Below are 20793 nucleotides of genomic sequence, written 5' to 3' on the forward strand. Positions count from 1 at the left end.
AGTTATGGTACTATTCCGAATAACCCATATAAATGAAATTGATAGAATGTTGCTGCGTTTATATCAGGTACTACTCTACCTCATCCAACCCCTGATCTGGCTCCGCTTACTGCTGCGCAGCCGCAAAGCTCCAGCCTACCGTAAACGCTGGGCGGAACGCTATGGCTTCTGCGCCGGGAAAGTCGTGCCGGGCGGCATTATGCTGCATTCCGTCTCCGTCGGCGAAACGCTGGCGGCCATCCCGCTGGTGCGGGCGCTGCGCCATCGTTACCCCGCTTTGCCGATAACTGTGACCACAATGACCCCGACAGGTTCAGAACGCGTCCAGTCCGCTTTCGGCAAAGACGTGCATCATGTCTATCTGCCCTACGATCTGCCCGGTTCCATGAACCGCTTCCTCGACCAGGTGAATCCCAAGCTGGTGATCATCATGGAAACCGAGCTATGGCCTAACCTGATCAACGCACTGCATCAGCGGCAAATCCCCCTGGTGATCGCCAATGCGCGCCTGTCGGCGCGATCCGCCGCCGGCTATAAGAAAATTGGCGGATTCATGCGCGATATGCTGCGCCGCATTACGCTGATCGCCGCACAGAACCAGGAAGACGGCGATCGTTTTATCGAACTGGGTCTGAAACGCTCGCAGCTGGCCGTTACCGGCAGCCTGAAATTCGATATCTCCGTCACCCCGGAACTGGCCGCCCGCGCCGTTACGCTGCGCCGCCAATGGGCGCCGCGCCGCCCGGTGTGGATCGCCACCAGCACCCATGAAGGCGAAGAAACCATCTTGCTCGAAGCGCACCGCAAGCTGCTGGAAAAACACCCCGACCTGCTGCTGATCCTGGTGCCGCGTCACCCGGAACGCTTCCCGACCGCCAAGGAACTGGTACAGAAGGCCGGCTTCAGCTACACCCTGCGCAGCAGCGGCGAAATCCCGTCCGGCAGCACCCAGGTGGTGATCGGCGATACCATGGGCGAACTCATGCTGTTGTACGGCATCGCCGATCTGGCCTTTGTCGGCGGCAGCCTGGTGGAACGTGGCGGGCATAACCCGCTGGAAGCCGCCGCCCACGCCATCCCGGTGCTGATGGGCCCGCACACCTTCAACTTTAAAGACATCTGCGCCAAGCTTTCGCAGGCCGAAGGCCTGATCACCGTGACCGACGTGGATTCGCTGGTAAAGGAAGTGGAAACCCTGTTGACCGACGAAGACTACCGCCGTTACTACGGCCGCCATGCGGTGGAAGTGTTGTATCAGAATCAGGGAGCGTTGCAGCGCCTGCTGCAGCTGCTGGAACCGCACCTGCCGCCCCGGAGTCACTGAATGAGCAGCCGCAAAAGCCTGTCGGTGGTGATGATCGCCAAAAACGAAGCCGGGCTGTTGCCGGACTGCCTGCGCTCTGTCGCCTGGGCCGATGAAATCATCGTGCTGGACTCCGGCAGCGAGGACGACAGCGTCGCCGTCGCCGAAAGTCTGGGCGCCAAAGTCTTCACGCACACCGACTGGCAAGGATTCGGCAAGCAGCGCCAGCTGGCGCAAAGCTACGCCAGCCATGACTACGTATTGATGATCGACGCCGACGAACGCGTCACCCCCGAACTGCGGCAATCCATCGAGCGGGTGTTGAACGCGCCGGACGACGGCGCCGTTTACAGCTGCGCGCGGCGCAACCTGTTCCTTGGCCGCTTCATGCGCCACAGCGGCTGGTATCCCGACCGCGTCAACCGCCTGTACGCCAATTCACGCTATCGCTATAACGACGATCTGGTGCACGAGTCGCTGAACATCGGCGACGCCAAAGTGATCCCCCTCAGCGGCGATATGCTGCACCTGACCTGCCGCGACTTCTTCGCCTTTCAGCGCAAACAGCTGCGCTATGCCGAAGAGTGGGCCACACAGCGCCACCGGGCCGGCAAGCGTTGCGGCTATCTGTCCATCCTGACCCACACGCTCGGCGCCTTCGTCAAAACCTGGCTGCTGCGGGCCGGCTTCCTCGACGGTAAACAGGGGTTGCTGTTAGCGGTGGTCAACGCGCAATATACCTTCAATAAATATGCCGCATTATGGGCATTGGGCCGCAACTACTCAGAGAAGTGAATCATGACCAGCAAAGCCATCTATCCCGGGACGTTCGATCCCATGACCAACGGCCACCTGGATTTAGTGACGCGCGCGTCGCTGATGTTCGATCACGTGATTCTGGCCATCGCCGCCAGCCCGAGCAAAAAGCCGCTATTCAGCCTGGATGAGCGTGTGGCGCTGGCGACGCAGGTCACCTCGCATCTGGACAATGTGGAGGTACTGGGCTTCAGCGAGCTGATGGCGCATTTCGCCGCTCACCAAAATGCCAATATCCTGGTGCGCGGCCTGCGGGCGGTGTCTGACTTTGAGTACGAACTGCAGCTGGCGAACATGAACCGCCATTTGATGCCGACGCTGGAAAGCGTGTTCCTGATGCCTTCCGAAGAGTGGTCGTTCATCTCCTCCTCACTGGTGAAGGAGGTCGCCCGCCACGGCGGCGATATCGCGCCTTTCCTGCCCGATGTGGTCACTCAGGCGCTGATGGCGAAGCTCGCCGCCGCGTGATGCTCAGCGCTGGCAGCGTCGGCAAAAGAAGGTGCTGCGCTGCCCGTGCTTGGCGGATTCAATCGGCGTGCCGCATGTGCGGCACGGTTCTCCCGCCCGTCCGTAAACCTGCAGCTCCTGCGCGAAGTACCCCGGTTTCCCGTCCGACTGCAAAAAGTCGCGCAATGTGGTGCCGCCCTGCTCGATGGAGCGTTGCAACACCGCCTTGATGGTCTTCGCCAACAGCGCCGCTTCGGCTTTGGTCAAGGATCCCGCCGGACGATCGGGTAGGATCCCGGCGCTGAACAGCGATTCACTGGCGTAAATGTTACCGACCCCGACCACCAGCTTATTATCCATCAGCCACGGTTTGATCAGCGTGCGCTTATTACGTGATTTTTCATACAGGTAGTCGCCGTTGAACGCCTCACTCAGCGGTTCCGGCCCCAGATGCGCCAACACGCTGCTGGTCGCCAGGTCTTCGCACCACAGCCAGGCGCCGAAGCGGCGCGGATCGGTATAGCGCAGGATCATACCGTTGTTGATCACCAGATCGACGTGGTCGTGTTTGCCGGCTTCGTCTTCGTTTTCCTCACGCAGCATGCGCAGGCTGCCCGACATGCCCAGATGCACGATAATCCAACCGCGCTCCAGCTCAATCAGCAGGTATTTGGCCCGACGCTGCACGCTGAGCACCGGCTGATCGCTCAGCGTCAGGATCTGCTCGGAAACCGGCCAGCGCAGGCGCGCGTTGCGCACCACCGCATACTGAATGCTGTGGCCGACAAGATAAGGCTCTATACCGCGTCTGCTCGTCTCAACTTCCGGTAATTCAGGCATCTGGCTTCCCCTCCGATGTTTTCTACCCTTTATAAAACAAAAAACCCGGCCAAGGCCGGGTTTTTCATTAATCCACTAAAATTATTTAATTTTAGCTTCTTTGTATACTACGTGCTGACGGACAACTGGATCGAATTTCTTCAGTTCCAATTTTTCCGGCTTAGTACGCTTGTTCTTCGTGGTGGTATAGAAGTGACCAGTACCAGCAGAAGAAACCAGCTTGATCTTCTCGCGAACACCTTTAGCCATGATTCAGTTCCTTAATACTTCTCACCACGGGCACGCAGATCGGCCAGAACCGTCTCAATACCCTTCTTATCGATAACACGCATACCTTTAGCAGATACACGCAGAGTTACAAAGCGCTTCTCAGCCTCAACCCAAAAACGGTGTGAGTGCAGGTTAGGCAGAAAACGGCGTTTGGTCGCGTTCATTGCGTGGGAACGGTTGTTACCGCTCACCGGGCGCTTGCCAGTAACTTGGCAGACTCGGGACATGTCTATTCTCCAAAAATCAAATCAGCTCGAGCTTCGTATAGGGTATGGCCGCCTCGTCAGGCTTTTAGAGCCCATCTCAGCAAACTTCATACTGAGGAGACTCTCGTCATCAGGTAGAAACCACACATCAGGTCAGAAACCTGCTGAGATAGGCTCTTGCGCCAAACCCAAGATTCTCAAAGGTGGCGTAGTATACGCTCTGAAGCGTAAGTGCTCAAGTCCCGAACAGCTAAAGATCCCACAAGGATCGCGAAAAAATCGCTTAAAGCCATCCGCGCTCGGCAAAAGAGACGCATTCACCCCGACCGATCACCAAATGATCGAGCACTCGGATCTCCAATAACTGGCAGGCTTTCACCACCTGTTCAGTTATCAAACGGTCGGCATGACTGGGTTCAGCCTTACCCGAGGGGTGATTATGCGCGAGAATCAGCGCGGCGGCATTAGCCTTCAACGCTTCACGCACAATTTCTCTCGGGTAGACGACGACGCTGCTGATGGTACCAGCAAACATCTCCTGATGGCGAATAACCCGATGCTGATTGTCTAAAAACAATACCAAAAAGACCTCTCGCTCACGATGCGCCAGCAGGCTTTGCAGATAATGCTGGGTGACGCGCGGGTTAAGCATGGCGTTTTCCTGCGAGAGATGGCTGGAAAAGAAGCGAAGCGCCAGCTCGGCAATCGCCTGCAGCTGCGTATAGCTGGCGTCGCCCAGGCCTTTTTGACTGCAAAACGCCTGATGATCGGCCGACATCAGATGGTAAAGCGAGCCGAATCGGCGCAGCAGCTGCTCCGCCAGCTGCATTACGTGCACGCCGGGCAACCCGGTGCGCAAGAAAATGGCCAACAGCTCTGCGTCGGACAGCGCCGCGGCCCCCTGCATCAACAGCTTTTCACGCGGCGCCAGCGCGCCCGGCCAGCACGCCACAGTCGGGTTGCTCATCGTATTCCTCCCTGAAAGAGCTACAGCATGCCATGTGCCGCCCGGCGCGTTCGACAGGTGTTTGATAACATTGCGAAGTGTTTCGCAAAGCACAATGTAACGCCCTGCAGCCATTGCGGAATCGCTCACCTGAACAGCGGATATGCTAAAATGGCGCATCTTTCGGCTTTCAATCGGACAATGATGATGACGGGACTTTCCGGCAAACATATTGTGCTTGGCATCAGCGGCGGCATTGCCGCCTACAAATGCCCAGAGCTGGTGCGCCGCCTGCGCGACAGGGGCGCAGAAGTGCGCGTGGTGATGACTCACGCCGCCAAGGCGTTCATTACGCCGCTGACGCTGCAGGCCGTTTCCGGCTATCCGGTGTCCGACGATCTGTTGGATCCCGCCGCCGAAGCCGCCATGGGCCACATCGAACTCGGCAAATGGGCGGATCTGGTGATTTTGGCGCCGGCGACCGCCGATCTGCTGGCGCGCGTCGCCGCCGGCATGGCCAACGATCTGCTGACCACCGTCTGCCTGGCGACCGATGCCCCCATCGCCGCCGCGCCCGCCATGAACCAGCAGATGTATCGCGCCGCCGCCACACAGGCCAACCTGCAAACGCTGCAGGCGCGCGGCATGCTGCTCTGGGGGCCGGACAGCGGCAGCCAGGCCTGCGGCGACGTCGGCCCGGGCCGCATGCTGGATCCGCTGGACATCGTCGAGCTGGCGAACGGTCATTTCTCCGCCCCGCAGGATCTGCAACATTTGCAGGTTATGATCACCGCCGGCCCGACGCGCGAAGCGCTGGATCCGGTACGCTTCATCAGCAATCACAGCTCCGGCAAAATGGGCTTCGCCATCGCCCGCGCCGCCGCCGCCCGCGGCGCGCAGGTGACGCTGATCGCCGGGCCGGTGAGCCTGCCGACGCCGCCGAAGGTCACACGCGTGGACGTCACCAGCGCGCTGGAGATGGAGCAGGCGGTGCAACAGCGCGCCGCTCAGCAGCAGATTTTCATCTCCTGCGCCGCCGTAGCCGACTACCGTCCCGAGCGGATCGCCGATGAAAAAATAAAAAAACAGGGTGATGAAATCGTCCTCAAGATGGTAAAAAACCCCGATATCGTCGCCGGCGTGGCGGCGATGACCAAAAATCGACCGTTTGTCGTGGGGTTTGCCGCCGAAACCCAGAATGTGGAAGAATACGCGCGGCAAAAACTGGCGCGTAAGAAGCTGGATTTGATTTGCGCTAACGATGTATCGCTTGCAGAGCACGGGTTCAACAGCGACACCAATGCCCTGCACCTTTTTTGGCAGGATGGAGAGAAACGCCTGGCGCTGAGCGACAAGGCACTCCTTGGCCAACGTTTAATAGACGAGATAGTCAGCCGTTATGATGAAAAAAATCGACGTTAAGATCCTCGACCCGCGCATCGGTCAGGATTTCCCGCTACCGGCCTACGCCACTCCGGGCTCAGCCGGTCTCGACCTGCGCGCCTGCCTGGACAGCGCGGTGGAGCTGGCGCCGGGTGAAACCACGCTGCTGCCTACCGGTCTCGCGATCCATATCGCCGACGCCGGCCTGGCGGCGGTGATCCTGCCGCGCTCAGGCCTGGGCCATAAGCACGGCGTCGTGCTGGGCAATCTGGTCGGCCTGATCGACTCCGATTACCAGGGCCAGCTGATGGTGTCCGTTTGGAACCGCGGCCAGAAGCACTTCACCATCGAGCCGGGCGAACGCATCGCGCAGATGGTCTTCGTGCCGGTGGTGCAGGCCGAATTCAACCTGGTGGAAGAGTTCGACAGTAGCGAGCGCGGCGAAGGCGGCTTCGGCCACTCGGGGCGCCACTAAGCGCCACCCAATGCACGATGGCCGGCAGGGAAACGTCGCCTGAACCTTGCCTTTCCGGGGAGAAGGATGTCTCTGCGGCAAGGTTTTACCGCGACAATTGCAGCGCACACCAGGCAGCGCGGAAAAAGGCCGTGAAGGCCGCTGACCCCAGCATCGTAAAAAAGCTATCACATAAGCCGCACAGAGCCTGCTCTGCAGCGGCCGGTGCCCGGGTTTCCGTCAGTTAAGTTTTAGCAAGGGTCTAATCAGACATGGCAGAAAAAGAAAATACGAAAAGGAATCGGCGCGAGGAAATATTGCAGGCGTTAGCCCAGATGCTGGAATCCAGCGACGGCAGCCAGCGCATTACCACCGCCAAGCTCGCCGCAAACGTGGGTGTTTCTGAAGCTGCGCTGTACCGGCATTTCCCCAGCAAGACACGGATGTTCGACAGTCTGATCGAGTTTATCGAAGACAGCCTGATCACCCGCATCAACCTGATCTTGCAGGACGAGAAAGAGACGTTTAATCGTCTGCGCCTGATTTTACTGCTGATTCTGGGCTTTGCGGAACGTAACCCGGGGCTGACGCGCATCATGACCGGCCACGCGCTGATGTTTGAACAGGATCGCCTGCAGGGCCGCATCAACCAGCTGTTCGAACGTATCGAGGCGCAGCTGCGTCAGGTGCTGAAAGAGCGCAAATTGCGCGAAGGCAAAGGCTTCATCGTCGATGAAACGCTGTTGGCCAGCCAACTGCTGGCCTTCTGCGAAGGCATGTTGTCGCGCTATGTGCGTTCGGAATTCCGCTATCGTCCAACGCAGGAATTCGACGCCCGCTGGCCGCTATTGGCGGCACAGCTGCAATAACGAAAACGCCGGGCATGCCCGGCGTTTTTATTTATACCCCGTACTGCTCGCGGTAAGCGCGCACCGCCGCCAGGTGGTCCGCCATTTCCGGTTTCTCTTCCAGATAAGCGATCAGGTCCTTCAGCGTCACGATCGAAATCACCTTGCAGTGATAGTCGCGTTCCACTTCCTGAATGGCTGAGATATCCGCGCGGCCGCGTTCCTGACGGTCGAGGGAGATCAGCACGCCCGCCAACGAAGCGCCGCTGGCGCCGATGATTTCCATCGACTCACGGATCGCGGTACCGGCGGTGATCACATCATCCACCAGCATCACGCGGCCCTGCAGCGGGCTGCCCACCAGCGAACCGCCCTCGCCGTGGGTCTTGGCTTCCTTGCGGTTAAAGCAGTAAGGCACGTCGCGCTCATGGTGTTCCGCCAGCGCAACCGCCGTGGTAGTGGCGATAGGAATGCCTTTATAGGCCGGGCCAAACAGCAGATCGAAATCGATGCCGGAATCCATCAGGGCTTCGGCATAGAAGCGCCCCAACAGCGCAAGATCGCGCCCGGTATTAAACAGGCCGGCGTTGAAGAAATACGGGCTGGTGCGGCCGGATTTCAGGGTGAACTCGCCGAATTTCAATACCTGCTTGTTAAGCGCGAACTCGATAAACTGGCGCTGATAGGCTTTCATTACTGCTTCTCCTCGTCTGAATCTGCTTGGGTCTTGTCATTACTGCCGCCCGATCGGCGGGCATAAAAAAGGCGACTTCTCAGTCGCCTTGAAAAATTAGTCCGCCAGCGCCGCTTTCTGCGCCTGGAAGATGGTTTCGATGCCTCCTCGGGCCAGCGCCAATAGCGCCAACAGCTCATCGTGGCTGAACGGCTCGCCTTCGGCGGTGCCCTGCACTTCAATCATGCGGCCGTCTTCCATCATCACCACGTTCATGTCGGTTTCCGCCGCGGAATCTTCCACATACTCCAGATCGCACAGCGCTTCGCCGTTGACGATGCCGACGGAAACCGCCGCCACCATGCCCTTCATCGGATTGGCTTTCAGCTTACCGTTGGCCACCAGGGTGTTCAGCGCATCGGCCAGCGCCACGCAGGCGCCGGAGATGGAAGCGGTGCGGGTACCGCCGTCGGCCTGCAGTACGTCGCAGTCGAGAGTGATGGTGAATTCACCGAGCTTTTTCAGATCCACCGCGGCGCGCAGCGAACGGGCGATCAGGCGCTGGATCTCCAGCGTGCGGCCACCCTGTTTGCCTTTGGCGGCTTCACGGGCGTTGCGGCTGTGGGTGGAGCGCGGCAGCATGCCGTACTCGGCGGTGATCCAACCTTGCCCCTGGCCTTTCAGGAAGCGCGGAACGCCCTCTTCTACCGTGGCGGTGCACAAGACTTTGGTATCGCCAAACTCAACCAGCACTGAACCTTCAGCGTGTTTGGTATAGTGACGGGTCAGTGTCAGGGGGCGAACTTGCTGTGGTGCTCTGCCTGCAGGACGCATGGGCTCTCTCCGGCTTCAAATCAACTATTGGCTGCGCATTATACGGGCTTCGTGACGTAATGCCTATCCTGCCCGCAGCCGCGACGCTATAATCGCCCCATCTTTTCCTATTACGGGTACGCATCAATGATCCGCAGCATGACCGCCTACGCCCGGCGTGAAATCAAGGGTGAATGGGGCAGCGCAGCCTGGGAGCTGCGTTCCGTTAACCAGCGCTACTTAGAAACCTACATCCGCCTGCCGGAACAATTCCGCAGCCTGGAGCCGGTGATCCGTGAACGTATCCGTGGCCGCCTGACCCGCGGCAAAGTCGAATGCAACCTGCGTTTTGAACTGGATCCAAGCGCGCAAAGCTCGCTGATCCTGAACGAAAAACTGGCCAAACAGCTGGTCGAAGCCGCCAACTGGGTGAAAATGCAGAGCGACGAAGGGGAAATCAACCCGATCGACGTGCTGCGCTGGCCGGGCGTGATGTCCGCGCAGGAGCAGGATCTGGACGCCATCAGCGCCGAGCTGATGCAAGCGCTGGACGGCGCGCTGGATGACTTTATCGTCGCACGCGAAAGCGAAGGCGCCGCGCTGAAAACGCTGATCGAACAGCGCCTCGACGGCGTCAGCGCCGAAGTGGTCAAAGTGCGCGCCCAGATGCCGAACATCCTGCAATGGCAGCGCGAGCGCCTGGTCAGCAAGCTGGAAGAGGCGCAGGTGCAGCTGGAAAACACTCGCCTGGAGCAAGAGCTGGTGCTGATGGCGCAGCGCATCGACGTCGCCGAAGAACTGGACCGCCTGGAAGCGCACGTGAAAGAGACGCACAACATCCTGAAGAAGAAAGAAGCCGTCGGCCGCCGCCTCGACTTTATGATGCAGGAATTCAACCGCGAATCGAACACCCTGGCCTCCAAGTCAATCAATGCCGACGTCACCGCCTCCGCCATCGAGCTGAAGGTGTTGATCGAGCAAATGCGCGAGCAGATCCAGAATGTCGAGTGATCCGCTCCGCACGCCATCAAGCCCGCGCCACGCGGGCTTTTTTATGGCTATAAATCAGCGATAGGCGGCCGCTTGCTCTTCCCCCATCAACCCCATTTTCTGCAGTTGCACCGCAATGCTCCAGGTTGAGCGCTCGAACTCATCGCTCAGCGCTTCCAGCGTCGCCCCGGCCGCATGGCTCTCGCGCAGCCGCAGTTTTTCTTCTTCCGGCCAGGGGAAGTAGGCATTGGCCGGCCGGCCCTCGGCCAGATTCTTCTGCCGCTTTTCTTCCGGCGTCAGCCTGGCTTTTTTCTGCAGTTCAGATTCACCGTCAAACTCGTCGGCCAACGCGAACAGCAGGCGGATAGCCTCCGGCGCGCAGGCCGCTGAAGCCGGTCTCAATAGCTCGCCGGTGTCGGGATTAACGCCGTTGGCCAGCGCCCTGAGCAACGTGCCGATATTCATCGTTCGTCTCCTTGTTCGATAAAATGCGCGCCGATCGCGACCGGCGCCTTGTCCAAACATGTTTCTCTTCCTCAGCCAAGAAAGCCACGCTTTGCGCCATGAAAAATCGCCCATTGCGAGCCAGATTCCAGGTGCCTGAACGTGCGGGACGGTGGTTGCATCAGGCTGCGAGCCGGCAGGCATCATGGAAGACGGCTCACTAAGGCACTTCGGGGGCTTATGAAAAACTGCCGAGCAGCGCGTGCGGATGACAATCGGCAAGATATCCCGCACGCCATAAGTATTTTGTTCTAATTATCACGCAAGGTAATGAAAGGACGGCGATGCTGTGGCTAAATGTGTTTTTTTCCTGCCCGTGAACCGTACGGACCGTTTATGCCACAAATTCTGCAATTTATTATGGCCCTGGTGGTGATCATCGCCCTGGCGCTGCTGGTCAGCAATAATCGCAAGAAAATCCGCCTGCGCTATATCATCCAGCTGTTGGTGATCGAAGGCGCGCTGGCCTATTTCTTCCTGCACTCCGCCAGCGGGCTCAGCGTGATCAAACACGTCGCCGGCTTCTTCGACACCCTGCTCGCCTACGCCGCACAAGGGTCGGAGTTCGTGTTCGGCGGCATGAGCAAAGATGGCCTGGCGTTTATCTTCCTCGGCGTTTTGTGCCCTATCATCTTTATTTCCGCCCTGATCGGCATTTTGCAGCATTTCCGCATCCTGCCGCTGATCATCCGTCTGGTGGGCACCCTGCTGTCCAAGGTCAACGGCATGGGCAAGCTGGAATCGTTCAACGCCGTCAGCACGCTGGTGCTGGGGCAGTCGGAGAACTTCATCGCCTACAAGGGCATCATCGGCGACATCTCGCCACGCCGCATGTACACCATGGCCGCGACCGCCATGTCGACGGTATCGCTCTCCATCGTCGGCGCCTACATGTCGATGATCGACGCGCAGTACGTGGTGGCGGCGTTGATCCTTAATATGTTCAGCACCTTCATCATCCTGTCGATCATCAACCCGTATCAGGTCGAAGACGAGCCGGAGCTGAAGCTGAACAAGCTGCACGAAGATCAGAGCTTCTTCGAAATGTTGGGCGAGTACATTCTGGCCGGCTTCAAAATTGCGATGATCATCGCGGCGATGCTGATCGGCTTTATCGCGCTGATCTCCGCCATCAATGCGCTGTTCTCGGCGGTGCTCGGCATCAGCTTCCAGCAAATCCTCGGCTACGTGTTCTATCCGCTGGCCTGGCTGATCGGCATCCCTGCGGAGGAGGCCCTGAAGGCGGGCAGCATCATGGCGACCAAACTGGTGGCCAACGAATTCGTGGCGATGATTGAACTGAAGAAGATCGCGGCGGAGCTGTCGCCGCGCGGGCTGGGCATTTTGTCGGTGTTCCTGGTGTCGTTCGCCAACTTCGCCTCCATCGGCATCGTCGCCGGCGCCATCAAAGGACTGAACGAGCAGCAAGGCAACGTGGTTTCCCGTTTTGGCCTGAAGCTGGTTTACGGCTCGACGCTGGTGAGCCTGTTGTCGGCGGCCATCGCCGGCCTGGTGCTGTAATCCCCACTCCCGGCCGCAGGGCCGGGAGTTCGCTTTAAAACGCCACGCACACCGGCGCATCCACCCGCATTACCGAATCCTGCGCAAACTGCTGCTTATAGCCGCTGCGCAGCGCCTCGATATTCGCCTCGCTCTCTTTGCCCGGCGCATGGATCAACAGCAGCGCCTTGCTGTTCTCGCGCGCCAGCTTGCCGTCGTGACCCAGCCACTGCCCTTTGGCATCAAACACCGTCAGCCCGTCTTTAAAACGCGGCGTCACCTGGCTATCGACGAAGGTTTGCCACTCGGCGGCGGTGATCGCCGGCCCCGCCGGCCGGTTCAGGCCGAAGTAGAGCGTTGTCTGCACCAGCGGATCGCCGGTGCGACAAGCCGGGGTGGGGGAAACAGCCTGGTGGCCTGGCGCCACGCAGCCGCTCAGCAGCAGGGCAGCCACCATGGCGCCGGCGGCCAGTCTCGGGGAGTTTTTCATCTGCAATCTCGATTTTTCGGTTGAAGGATTCGCTGCAAAAATCATAGTCAGCGATGGAAATTAGCGCGAAATTTCTAATGCTTTTATTAACAGCCAGATGTTAAAAAAGGCTGGTTATCGGCAATAAAAATGGATTTTGGATTAGCTATATTAATCCGAAACGCCATCGGTGAAAAAAACTCAGTGGCGCGCGTCCTCGGCGGCGATTACCCTGCCGGCCATCATTCTGACGCAATTACGCTGTGAACCCCTTATGTTACTGAGCATCCTTTATATCATCGGCATTACCGCCGAAGCCATGACCGGCGCGCTGGCGGCCGGCCGCCGCCAAATGGACATGTTCGGCGTGATCATCATCGCCTCTGTCACCGCAATCGGCGGCGGGTCGGTGCGCGATATGTTGCTCGGGCATTTTCCGTTGGGCTGGGTCAAACACCCGGAATACATCGTCATCGTCGCGATAGCGGCGATCGTCACCACCTGGGTGGCTCCTCTGATGCGCCATCTGCGCCGCCTGTTCCTGGTGCTCGACGCCGTCGGCCTGATCGTCTTCTCCATCATCGGCGCGCAGGTGGCCCTGGATATGGGGCACAGCGCCATTATCGCCGCCATCGCCGCGGTGATCACCGGCGTCTTTGGCGGGGTGCTGCGCGATATGTTCTGCAACCGCATCCCGCTGGTTTTCCAGAAGGAGATCTACGCCGGCATCTCCTTCAGCGCCGCCTGGCTGTATATCGGCCTGCAGCACCTCAGCCTGCCGCACAATCTGGTGGTGATCCTCACCTTGGTCGCCGGCCTGAGCGCGCGTCTTATCGCCCTGCGCTTCCGCCTCGGCCTGCCGGTGTTCAACTACCAGCATCCGGATCACTGATCTCGGGGCGGCAACGCGCCGCCGCCGAGGCCAAAACTGCAAAAATGTCGCCCTTCAGCGCGCATATTCGCCCTTTCGGCGCTTTTTCCACGCAAAGCCGCGGGCAAAATGCGAGCTAACGCTGCACCCGGCGCGTTAGCCGTGTATACTGTGCGGAGAAAATACACATCCGCTGTTTTTGGCATATCAACCGTTATCAACGAACATCATCATGGCTCAAGGCACGCTTTATATTGTCTCTGCTCCCAGTGGCGCAGGTAAATCAAGTCTGATTCAGGCTTTGTTAAAGACGCAACCGCTGTACGACACGCAGGTTTCGGTTTCGCACACCACGCGCGACAGTCGCCCGGGTGAAAATCACGGCGAGCACTATTTCTTCGTCTCGAAAGACGAATTCCGCCGGATGATCGAGCAGGACGCGTTTCTTGAGCACGCCGAAGTGTTCGGCAACTATTACGGCACCTCGCGCGCCGCCATCGAACAAGTCTTGTCGACCGGCGTGGATGTGTTTCTGGATATCGACTGGCAGGGCGCGCAGCAAATCCGCGCCAAAATGCCGCAGGCGCGCAGCATCTTCATTCTGCCGCCGTCGAAGGAAGAACTGGGCCGCCGCCTGCGTGGGCGCGGGCAGGATTCCGAAGAGGTGATCGCCAAACGCATGGCTCAGGCCGTGGCGGAAATGACGCATTACGCGGAGTACGATTACCTGATCGTGAACGATGATTTCGATCTGGCGCTGTCCGATCTGAAGACCATCATTCGCGCCGAACGCCTGCGTTTGGGCCGCCAGTTGCTGCGGCATGACGCTTTAATCAGCAAACTATTGGCAGACTGAAGGCAGTTTCAGTATCATGCCCAGTCTTTTCGTCACCTGTGGAGTAGCACAAATATGGCACGCGTAACTGTTCAAGACGCTGTAGAGAAAATTGGTAACCGTTTTGACCTGGTGTTGGTCGCTGCTCGTCGGGCGCGTCAGATCCAGACCGGCGGCAAAGATGCACTGGTTCCGGAAGAGAACGACAAGTACACCGTTATCGCCCTGCGCGAAATCGAAGAAGGCCTGATCACCAGCCAGATCCTCGACGTGCGTGAGCGCCAGGAACAGCAAGAGCAGGAAGCCGCAGAGATTCAAGCGGTTACCGCGATTGCTGAAGGTCGTCGTTAATTAGACTGCGAGTCCGCCTTGTACCTGTTTGAAAGCCTGAATCTGCTGATTCAACGTTACCTGCCCGAGGAGCAGATTAAGCGCCTCAAACAGGCATACCTCGTCGCGCGCGACGCGCACGAGGGCCAGACACGCTCCAGCGGTGAGCCCTACATTACTCACCCGGTCGCCGTGGCCTGCATCCTGGCGGAAATGCGTCTCGATCACGAGACGCTGATGGCGGCGTTGCTGCACGACGTCATCGAAGACACCCCAGCCACCTATCAAGATATGGAACAGCTGTTCGGCAAGAGCGTCGCCGAACTGGTTGAGGGCGTCTCCAAGCTCGACAAGCTGAAGTTCCAGGACAAGAAAGAAGCGCAGGCGGAAAACTTCCGCAAGATGATCATGGCGATGGTGCAGGATATCCGCGTCGTGCTGATCAAGCTGGCCGACCGTACGCACAACATGCGCACCCTCGGTTCGCTGCGCCCCGACAAACGCCGGCGCATCGCGCGTGAAACCCTGGAAATCTACAGCCCCCTCGCCCACCGTCTGGGTATTCATCACCTGAAAACCGAGCTGGAAGAGCTGGGCTTCGAGGCGCTGTACCCAAACCGTTATCGCGTGATCAAGGAAGTGGTGAAAGCCGCGCGCGGCAACCGCAAAGAGATGATTCAAAAAATCCTCTCCGAGATCGAAGGGCGGCTGACCGAGGCCGGCATCGCCTGCCGCGTCAGCGGAAGGGAAAAACACCTCTACTCCATCTACCTCAAGATGCACCTGAAAGAACAGCGTTTCCATTCCATCATGGATATCTACGCGTTCCGGGTGATCGTGAAAGAGGTCGATACCTGCTACCGCGTGCTCGGCCAGGTGCACAGCCTGTATAAACCGCGCCCGGGGCGGGTGAAAGATTACATCGCCATTCCCAAGGCCAACGGCTATCAATCGCTCCATACCTCGCTGATCGGCCCGCACGGCGTGCCGGTCGAAGTGCAGATCCGCACCGAAGACATGGACCAGATGGCTGAGATGGGGGTGGCCGCGCACTGGGCTTACAAGGAAAGAGAACAGGGCGAAACCGGCACCACGGCGCAGATCCGCGCCCAACGCTGGATGCAAAGCCTGCTGGAGCTGCAGCAAAGCGCCGGTAGTTCGTTTGAATTTATCGAGAGCGTCAAATCCGATCTGTTCCCGGATGAGATTTACGTTTTCACCCCGGAAGGCCGCATCGTCGAGCTGCCCGCCGGCGCCACGCCGGTCGACTTTGCCTATGCGGTGCATACCGATATCGGCCATGCCTGCGTCGGCGCACGCGTCGATCGTCAGCCATACCCGCTGTCGCAGTCGCTGACCAGCGGCCAGACCGTCGAGATCATCACCGCGCCGGGCGCACGGCCCAACGCCGCCTGGCTGAACTTCGTGGTCAGCTCGAAAGCGCGCGCCAAGATTCGCCAGATGTTGAAGAACCTCAAGCGCGACGACTCCGTCGGCCTCGGCCGCCGTCTGCTCAACCATGCGTTGGGCGGCAGCCGCAAGCTGGCCGAAATCCCGCAGGAAAACATTCAGCACGAGCTGGACCGCATGAAGCTGGCGACGCTGGACGATCTGCTGGCGGAAATCGGCCTCGGCAACGCCATGAGCGTAGTGGTGGCGAAGAACCTGCAGGGCGATCAGTCCAGCCTGGGCACCACCTCCGGCGTGCGCAACCTGGCCATCAAGGGCGCCGACGGCGTGTTGATCACCTTCGCCAAGTGCTGCCGTCCGATTCCGGGCGACCCGATTATCGCTCACGTCAGCCCGGGCAAAGGGCTGGTGATCCACCATGAATCCTGCCGCAATATTCGCGGCTATCAGAAAGAGCCTGAGAAGTTCATGGCGGTCGAGTGGGATAAAGAGACCGAGCAGGAGTTCATCGCCGAGATCAAGGTGGATATGTTTAACCACCAGGGCGCGCTGGCCAACCTGACGGCGGCAATCAACGCGGCCGAATCCAATATTCAGAGCCTGAACACCGAAGAGAAAGACGGTCGGGTTTATAGCGCCTTTATCCGCTTGACCACCCGCGATCGCATCCATTTGGCAAACATTATGCGTAAAATCCGTATCATGCCGGATGTGATCAAAGTTAACCGCAACCGAAACTAGCGCTTATGAGTCCTGAACGCTATGCGCGGATTTGTGAAATGCTCGCGACCCGGCAGCCGGATTTGACGGTCTGCCTGGAGCAAGTGCACAAACCGCATAACGTCTCCGCCATTATCCGCACCGCCGACGCCGTCGGCGTGCATCAGGTCCACGCCGTGTGGCCCACCACCCGCATGCGCACCCTGGTTTCCTCCGCCGCCGGCAGCAACAGCTGGGTCAGCGTCAAGACCCATCGCACCATCGGCGACGCGGTCGGCCACCTGAAAGCGCAGGGCATGCAAATTCTGGCCACCAACCTGTCTGCGCGCGCGGTCGATTTCCGCGAGGTGGACTACACTCGGCCAACCTGCGTGCTGCTCGGCCAGGAAAAAACCGGCATCACCGAAGAAGCGCTGGCGCTCGCCGATCAGGACATCGTCATTCCGATGATCGGCATGGTGCAATCGCTCAACGTCTCCGTGGCTTCGGCGCTGATCCTGTATGAGGCGCAGCGCCAGCGGCAAAACGCCGGCCTGTATCGCCGCGACAACAGCATGCTGGACGAAGAAGAGCAGCAGCGTCTGCTGTTCGAAGGCGGCTATCCGGTGCTGGCCAACGTGGCCAAGCGCAAGGGGCTGCCGCGTCCGCAGATCGACGAACAGGGCCAGGTGGTCGCCAGCGCCGAATGGTGGGCGGCCATGCAGGCGACGGTGCGCAAATGAAAGGCCGCCTGCTGGATGCTGTCCCACTCACCACGCTTTCCGGGGTTGGCGCCAGCCAGGCGGGCAAACTGGCCAAGCTTGGCCTCGACACCATTCAGGATCTGCTGCTGCACCTGCCGCTGCGCTACGAAGACCGCACCCGCCTCTACCCGATCAACGATCTGCTGCCAGGCATCTACGCCACGGTAGAAGGGGAAGTGCTGCGCAGCGACATCAGCTTCGGCCGCCGCCGCATGCTGACCTGCCAGATCAGCGACGGCACCGGCATCCTCACCATGCGGTTCTTCAACTTCAACGCCGCAATGAAGAACAGCCTGGCCACCGGCCGCCGCGTGACCGCCTACGGCGAGATCAAACGCGGCAACCACGGCGCGGAGATCATCCATCCGGAGTACCGTATTCAGGGCGAAACCAGCGAGGTTGAGCTGCAGGAGTCGCTGACGCCGGTCTACCCCACCACCGAGGGGGTGCGGCAGGCCACGCTGCGCAAGCTGACCGACCAGGCGCTGGAGCTGCTGGATACCTGCGCCATCGCCGAACTGCTGCCGCCGGAGCTGAGCGGCGGCCTGATGAGCCTGCCGCAGGCGCTGCACACCCTGCATCGCCCGCCGCCGGACATCCAGCTGGCGGATCTGGAGCTGGGCAAACACCCGGCGCAAAAGCGTCTGATCCTCGAAGAGCTGCTGGCGCATAACCTCAGCATGCTGGCGGTGCGTGCCGGCGCGCAGAGTTATCAGGCACAGCCGCTGCTGCCGGACGATCGGCTGAAAAACCGTTTTCTCGCCCAGTTGCCGTTCTCGCCAACCGGCGCGCAAACGCGCGTGGTGGCCGACATCGAAGCCGATATGCAAAAAGACTTCCCGATGATGCGGCTGGTGCAGGGCGACGTCGGCTCCGGCAAAACGCTGGTGGCGGCGCTGGCGGCGCTGCGCGCCATCGCGCACGGCAAGCAGGTGGCGCTGATGGCGCCGACCGAGCTGCTGGCCGAACAGCATGCCAACAACTTCCGCCAGTGGTTCGAGCCGCTGGGGCTGGAGGTCGGCTGGCTGGCGGGCAAACAGAAAGGCAAGGCGCGCATCGCGCAGCAGGAAGCCATCGCCAGCGGCCAGGTGTCGATGGTGGTCGGCACCCACGCCATCTTCCAGGAGCAGGTTCAGTTCAACGGCCTGGCGCTGGTGATCATTGATGAGCAGCACCGCTTCGGGGTGCATCAGCGGCTGGCGCTGTGGGAGAAAGGCGAAGAGCAAGGCTTCCATGCCCATCAGCTGATCATGACCGCCACGCCGATCCCGCGCACGCTGGCGATGACCGCCTATGCCGATCTCGATACCTCGGTCATCGACGAGCTGCCGCCGGGCCGCACGCCGGTGACCACCGTCGCCATTCCCGATACCCGCCGCGCCGACATCATTCAACGGGTGAAAAACGCCTGTCTGGAAGAAGGACGGCAGGCTTACTGGGTGTGTACGCTGATCGAAGAGTCCGAGCTGCTGGAAGCGCAGGCGGCGGAAGCCACCTGGGAAGAATTGAAAGCCGCGCTGCCGGAGCTGAAGGTGGCGCTGGTGCACGGCCGCATGAAAGCGCAGGAAAAGCAGGCGGTGATGCAGGCGTTTAAACAGGGCGAGCTGCAGCTGTTGGTCGCCACCACGGTGATCGAGGTCGGCGTCGACGTGCCGAACGCCAGCCTGATGATCATCGAAAACCCGGAACGGCTGGGCCTGGCGCAGCTGCACCAGCTGCGCGGCCGCGTAGGGCGCGGCGCGGTGGCTTCACACTGCGTGCTGCTGTACAAAACGCCGCTGAGCAAAACCGCGCAAACGCGCCTGCAGGTGCTGCGCGACAGCAACGACGGCTTCGTCATCGCGCAGCGCGATCTGGAGATCCGCGGCCCGGGCGAGCTGCTCGGCACCCGCCAGACCGGCAGCGCCGAATTCAAGGTGGCGGACCTGTTGCGCGACCAGGCGATGATCCCCGAAGTGCAGCGCGTCGCTCGCCATCTCCATCAGCACTACCCGGAACACGCCCAGGCGCTGATCGAACGCTGGCTGCCGGAGAAGGCGCGCTACTCCAACGCATAAAAAAGGGCGCCGCAGGCGCCCTTCTCATGATGACTCGCGATATCACCCCACCGCCGGGAACACCGGCAACAGCAGATACAGCTTGATGACGATGGCGTTGGCGATATCGATAAAGAACGCCCCCACCATCGGCACCACCAGAAATGCCAGGTGCGACGGGCCGAAGCGATCGGTGATCGCTTGCATGTTGGCGATCGCCGTCGGCGTGGCGCCCATGCCGAAGCCGCAGTGGCCGGCGGCCAGCACCGCCGCATCGTAGTTCTTGCCCATCACCCGGTAGGTGACGAAGATCGCGTACAGCGCCATCACCAGCGTCTGTACGGCCAGGATCGCCAGCATCGGCAGCGCCAGCGAAGCCAGCTCCCACAGGCGCAGGCTCATCAACGCCATCGCCAGGAACAGCGACAAGCTGACGTTGCCCAGCACCGATACCGCCCGCTCGAACACGGTATAGAAACCGGTGAAGGCCAGCGTGTTGCTGAGGATCACCCCGACGAACAGCACGCAAACGAAGTTAGGCAGTTCAAACACCGTACCGCTCAGCAGACCGGCAATCAGCTGCCCCAGGCTCAAACAAATGGCGATCATGGCGATGGTTTCAATCATCACCAGCGAGGTGATCAGGCGGCCGCTTTCCGGCTTCTCGAAGCCGCTCGGCTGCACGCTGTCTTCCGGTGTGCCTTCCGGCGTAGAGGAGTGTTTAACCAGATAGCGCGCCACCGGGCCGCCGATCAGGCCGCCCAGCACCAGGCCGAAGGTGGCGCAGGCCATGGCGACTTCCGTCGCGTTTTCAAAGCCGTAGCGCTCGATGAACAGCTTGCTCCAGGCCGCCCCGGTGCCGTGGCCGCCCGACAGGGTGATCGACCCGGCGATCAGGCCCATCAACGGATCCAGCCCCAGCATTTTCGCCATGCCGATGCCGATGGCGTTCTGCACCAGCAGCAGCCCCAACACCACGAACAGGAATACCATCAGCGCTTTGCCGCCGGCGCGCAACCGCGCCAGGTTGGCGTTCAGGCCGATAGTGGCGAAGAAGGCCAGCATCAGCGGATCCTTCAACGACATGTCAAAGCTGATTTCCCAGTTGGCGAATTTTTTCAGGACTAACAGCAGGAGGGCCACCAGCAAACCGCCGGCGACGGGAGCGGGAATGGTATATTTTCGCAGCAGAGGAATGCTTCTGACGCACTTGCCCCCAAGGAGCAAAACCAGCGTCGCCGCGACTAACGTGCCATAAGTATCAAGATGAAACATCCAGGTACTCCATGTAAGGGAAAAGATCCAAATAAAAATAATAAGTTATAGAAAACCACGTAGTTTTTAAACTTGATGAGTGCAGGATTAGAAGTAAAAAACGCTGAGATG

At 59.9% G+C, this 20793-nt stretch carries 23 protein-coding genes; 14 read left to right on the forward strand and 9 right to left on the reverse strand.

Annotated elements, in window-relative coordinates:
* Nucleotides 1-46: 46 nt before the first annotated feature.
* The 3 genes from waaA to coaD are packed head-to-tail and all read left to right on the forward strand — an operon-like array spanning nucleotide 47 to nucleotide 2587.
* Nucleotides 47-1324 carry a lipid IV(A) 3-deoxy-D-manno-octulosonic acid transferase gene (gene waaA, locus ACP3TA_RS05340; protein WP_019452200.1) on the forward strand — a complete coding sequence of 426 codons (1278 nt, stop codon included), beginning with the start codon at nucleotides 47-49 and terminating at the stop codon, nucleotides 1322-1324.
* Nucleotides 1325-2098 (forward strand): glycosyltransferase family 2 protein, encoded by a 774-nt coding sequence (locus ACP3TA_RS05345; RefSeq protein ID WP_033645184.1) that lies wholly within the window; start codon nucleotides 1325-1327, stop codon nucleotides 2096-2098.
* Between the two features lie 3 nt (nucleotides 2099-2101).
* Nucleotides 2102-2587: a pantetheine-phosphate adenylyltransferase gene (gene coaD, locus ACP3TA_RS05350; RefSeq protein ID WP_033645183.1), complete on the forward strand. Its 486-nt coding sequence runs from the start codon at nucleotides 2102-2104 to the stop codon at nucleotides 2585-2587.
* A gap of 3 nt (nucleotides 2588-2590) precedes the next feature.
* On the opposite strand, the gene mutM is transcribed toward coaD, so the two are convergent.
* The 4 genes from mutM to radC form a co-directional block, all read right to left on the reverse strand.
* Nucleotides 2591-3406: a bifunctional DNA-formamidopyrimidine glycosylase/DNA-(apurinic or apyrimidinic site) lyase gene (mutM, locus tag ACP3TA_RS05355; protein WP_047025862.1), complete on the reverse strand. Its 816-nt coding sequence runs from the start codon at nucleotides 3404-3406 to the stop codon at nucleotides 2591-2593.
* An 81-nt stretch (nucleotides 3407-3487) separates the two neighbouring features.
* Nucleotides 3488-3655, reverse strand: a complete 168-nt coding sequence (gene rpmG / locus ACP3TA_RS05360; protein WP_002442576.1) for a 50S ribosomal protein L33 — start codon at nucleotides 3653-3655, stop codon at nucleotides 3488-3490.
* An 11-nt stretch (nucleotides 3656-3666) separates the two neighbouring features.
* Nucleotides 3667-3903: a 50S ribosomal protein L28 gene (gene rpmB, locus ACP3TA_RS05365; protein ID WP_004931195.1), complete on the reverse strand. Its 237-nt coding sequence runs from the start codon at nucleotides 3901-3903 to the stop codon at nucleotides 3667-3669.
* A gap of 262 nt (nucleotides 3904-4165) precedes the next feature.
* Entirely contained in the window at nucleotides 4166-4849 is a 684-nt protein-coding gene (gene radC / locus ACP3TA_RS05370; protein ID WP_016929682.1) for a RadC family protein, read from the reverse strand.
* A gap of 183 nt (nucleotides 4850-5032) precedes the next feature.
* Between radC and coaBC the strand changes: the two genes are divergently transcribed.
* The 3 genes from coaBC to slmA all read left to right on the forward strand — a co-directional run bounded on the left by coaBC (nucleotide 5033) and on the right by slmA (nucleotide 7534).
* On the forward strand, nucleotides 5033-6250 hold the full coding sequence (coaBC, locus tag ACP3TA_RS05375) for a bifunctional phosphopantothenoylcysteine decarboxylase/phosphopantothenate--cysteine ligase CoaBC (RefSeq protein WP_206196438.1): 1218 nt from the start codon (nucleotides 5033-5035) through the stop codon (nucleotides 6248-6250).
* Nucleotides 6228-6686: a dUTP diphosphatase gene (gene dut / locus ACP3TA_RS05380; protein WP_033645181.1), complete on the forward strand. Its 459-nt coding sequence runs from the start codon at nucleotides 6228-6230 to the stop codon at nucleotides 6684-6686. The genes coaBC and dut overlap by 23 nt, the downstream gene beginning before the upstream one ends.
* Before the next feature lie 251 nt (nucleotides 6687-6937).
* On the forward strand, nucleotides 6938-7534 hold the full coding sequence (gene slmA / locus ACP3TA_RS05385; RefSeq protein ID WP_025304700.1) for a nucleoid occlusion factor SlmA: 597 nt from the start codon (nucleotides 6938-6940) through the stop codon (nucleotides 7532-7534).
* 31 nt (nucleotides 7535-7565) lie between these two features.
* Here the strand turns inward: slmA and pyrE are convergent, their stop codons facing one another.
* Together pyrE and rph are read right to left on the reverse strand one after the other, a co-directional pair.
* Nucleotides 7566-8207: an orotate phosphoribosyltransferase gene (gene pyrE / locus ACP3TA_RS05390; RefSeq protein ID WP_004931204.1), complete on the reverse strand. Its 642-nt coding sequence runs from the start codon at nucleotides 8205-8207 to the stop codon at nucleotides 7566-7568.
* Between the two features lie 96 nt (nucleotides 8208-8303).
* Complete coding sequence (gene rph / locus ACP3TA_RS05395; RefSeq protein WP_025160305.1) at nucleotides 8304-9020, reverse strand: ribonuclease PH; 717 nt, start codon at nucleotides 9018-9020, stop codon at nucleotides 8304-8306.
* A 126-nt stretch (nucleotides 9021-9146) separates the two neighbouring features.
* Here rph and ACP3TA_RS05400 point away from each other — a divergent pair, with 126 nt between their 5' ends.
* Nucleotides 9147-10010 (forward strand): YicC/YloC family endoribonuclease, encoded by an 864-nt coding sequence (locus tag ACP3TA_RS05400; protein ID WP_426784556.1) that lies wholly within the window; start codon nucleotides 9147-9149, stop codon nucleotides 10008-10010.
* 54 nt (nucleotides 10011-10064) lie between these two features.
* On the opposite strand, the gene ACP3TA_RS05405 is transcribed toward ACP3TA_RS05400, so the two are convergent.
* On the reverse strand, nucleotides 10065-10454 hold the full coding sequence (locus ACP3TA_RS05405) for a hypothetical protein (protein ID WP_047573286.1): 390 nt from the start codon (nucleotides 10452-10454) through the stop codon (nucleotides 10065-10067).
* Between the two features lie 375 nt (nucleotides 10455-10829).
* On the opposite strand from ACP3TA_RS05405, the gene ACP3TA_RS05410 reads away from it, so the two are divergent.
* Nucleotides 10830-12014: a NupC/NupG family nucleoside CNT transporter gene (locus tag ACP3TA_RS05410; protein WP_089195310.1), complete on the forward strand. Its 1185-nt coding sequence runs from the start codon at nucleotides 10830-10832 to the stop codon at nucleotides 12012-12014.
* A gap of 34 nt (nucleotides 12015-12048) precedes the next feature.
* Here ACP3TA_RS05410 and ACP3TA_RS05415 read toward each other — a convergent pair whose 3' ends face one another.
* Nucleotides 12049-12483, reverse strand: a complete 435-nt coding sequence (locus ACP3TA_RS05415) for a DUF3574 domain-containing protein (RefSeq protein ID WP_047573283.1) — start codon at nucleotides 12481-12483, stop codon at nucleotides 12049-12051.
* Nucleotides 12484-12736: 253 nt separating this feature from the next.
* Between ACP3TA_RS05415 and ACP3TA_RS05420 the strand changes: the two genes are divergently transcribed.
* From ACP3TA_RS05420 to recG, 6 genes are all read left to right on the forward strand, one after another.
* Nucleotides 12737-13354, forward strand: a complete 618-nt coding sequence (locus tag ACP3TA_RS05420) for a trimeric intracellular cation channel family protein (RefSeq protein ID WP_025304704.1) — start codon at nucleotides 12737-12739, stop codon at nucleotides 13352-13354.
* Nucleotides 13355-13565: 211 nt separating this feature from the next.
* On the forward strand, nucleotides 13566-14189 hold the full coding sequence (gene gmk, locus ACP3TA_RS05425; RefSeq protein WP_033636481.1) for a guanylate kinase: 624 nt from the start codon (nucleotides 13566-13568) through the stop codon (nucleotides 14187-14189).
* 54 nt (nucleotides 14190-14243) lie between these two features.
* Complete coding sequence (gene rpoZ / locus ACP3TA_RS05430) at nucleotides 14244-14519, forward strand: DNA-directed RNA polymerase subunit omega (RefSeq protein ID WP_004931221.1); 276 nt, start codon at nucleotides 14244-14246, stop codon at nucleotides 14517-14519.
* Nucleotides 14520-14537: 18 nt separating this feature from the next.
* Nucleotides 14538-16649: a bifunctional GTP diphosphokinase/guanosine-3',5'-bis pyrophosphate 3'-pyrophosphohydrolase gene (gene spoT / locus ACP3TA_RS05435; protein ID WP_015379445.1), complete on the forward strand. Its 2112-nt coding sequence runs from the start codon at nucleotides 14538-14540 to the stop codon at nucleotides 16647-16649.
* A 5-nt stretch (nucleotides 16650-16654) separates the two neighbouring features.
* Nucleotides 16655-17350 carry a tRNA (guanosine(18)-2'-O)-methyltransferase TrmH gene (gene trmH / locus ACP3TA_RS05440; protein ID WP_004931227.1) on the forward strand — a complete coding sequence of 232 codons (696 nt, stop codon included), beginning with the start codon at nucleotides 16655-16657 and terminating at the stop codon, nucleotides 17348-17350.
* Entirely contained in the window at nucleotides 17347-19428 is a 2082-nt protein-coding gene (gene recG, locus ACP3TA_RS05445) for an ATP-dependent DNA helicase RecG (protein ID WP_033645178.1), read from the forward strand. Before trmH ends, recG begins: the two co-directional genes overlap by 4 nt.
* A gap of 42 nt (nucleotides 19429-19470) precedes the next feature.
* Here recG and gltS read toward each other — a convergent pair whose 3' ends face one another.
* On the reverse strand, nucleotides 19471-20682 hold the full coding sequence (gene gltS / locus ACP3TA_RS05450; RefSeq protein WP_033645177.1) for a sodium/glutamate symporter: 1212 nt from the start codon (nucleotides 20680-20682) through the stop codon (nucleotides 19471-19473).
* Nucleotides 20683-20793 lie beyond the last annotated feature (111 nt).

It is taken from the genome of Serratia sp. 2C06 (assembly GCF_050037615.1).
In the GTDB taxonomy this organism is placed as follows: domain Bacteria; phylum Pseudomonadota; class Gammaproteobacteria; order Enterobacterales; family Enterobacteriaceae; genus Serratia; species Serratia ureilytica.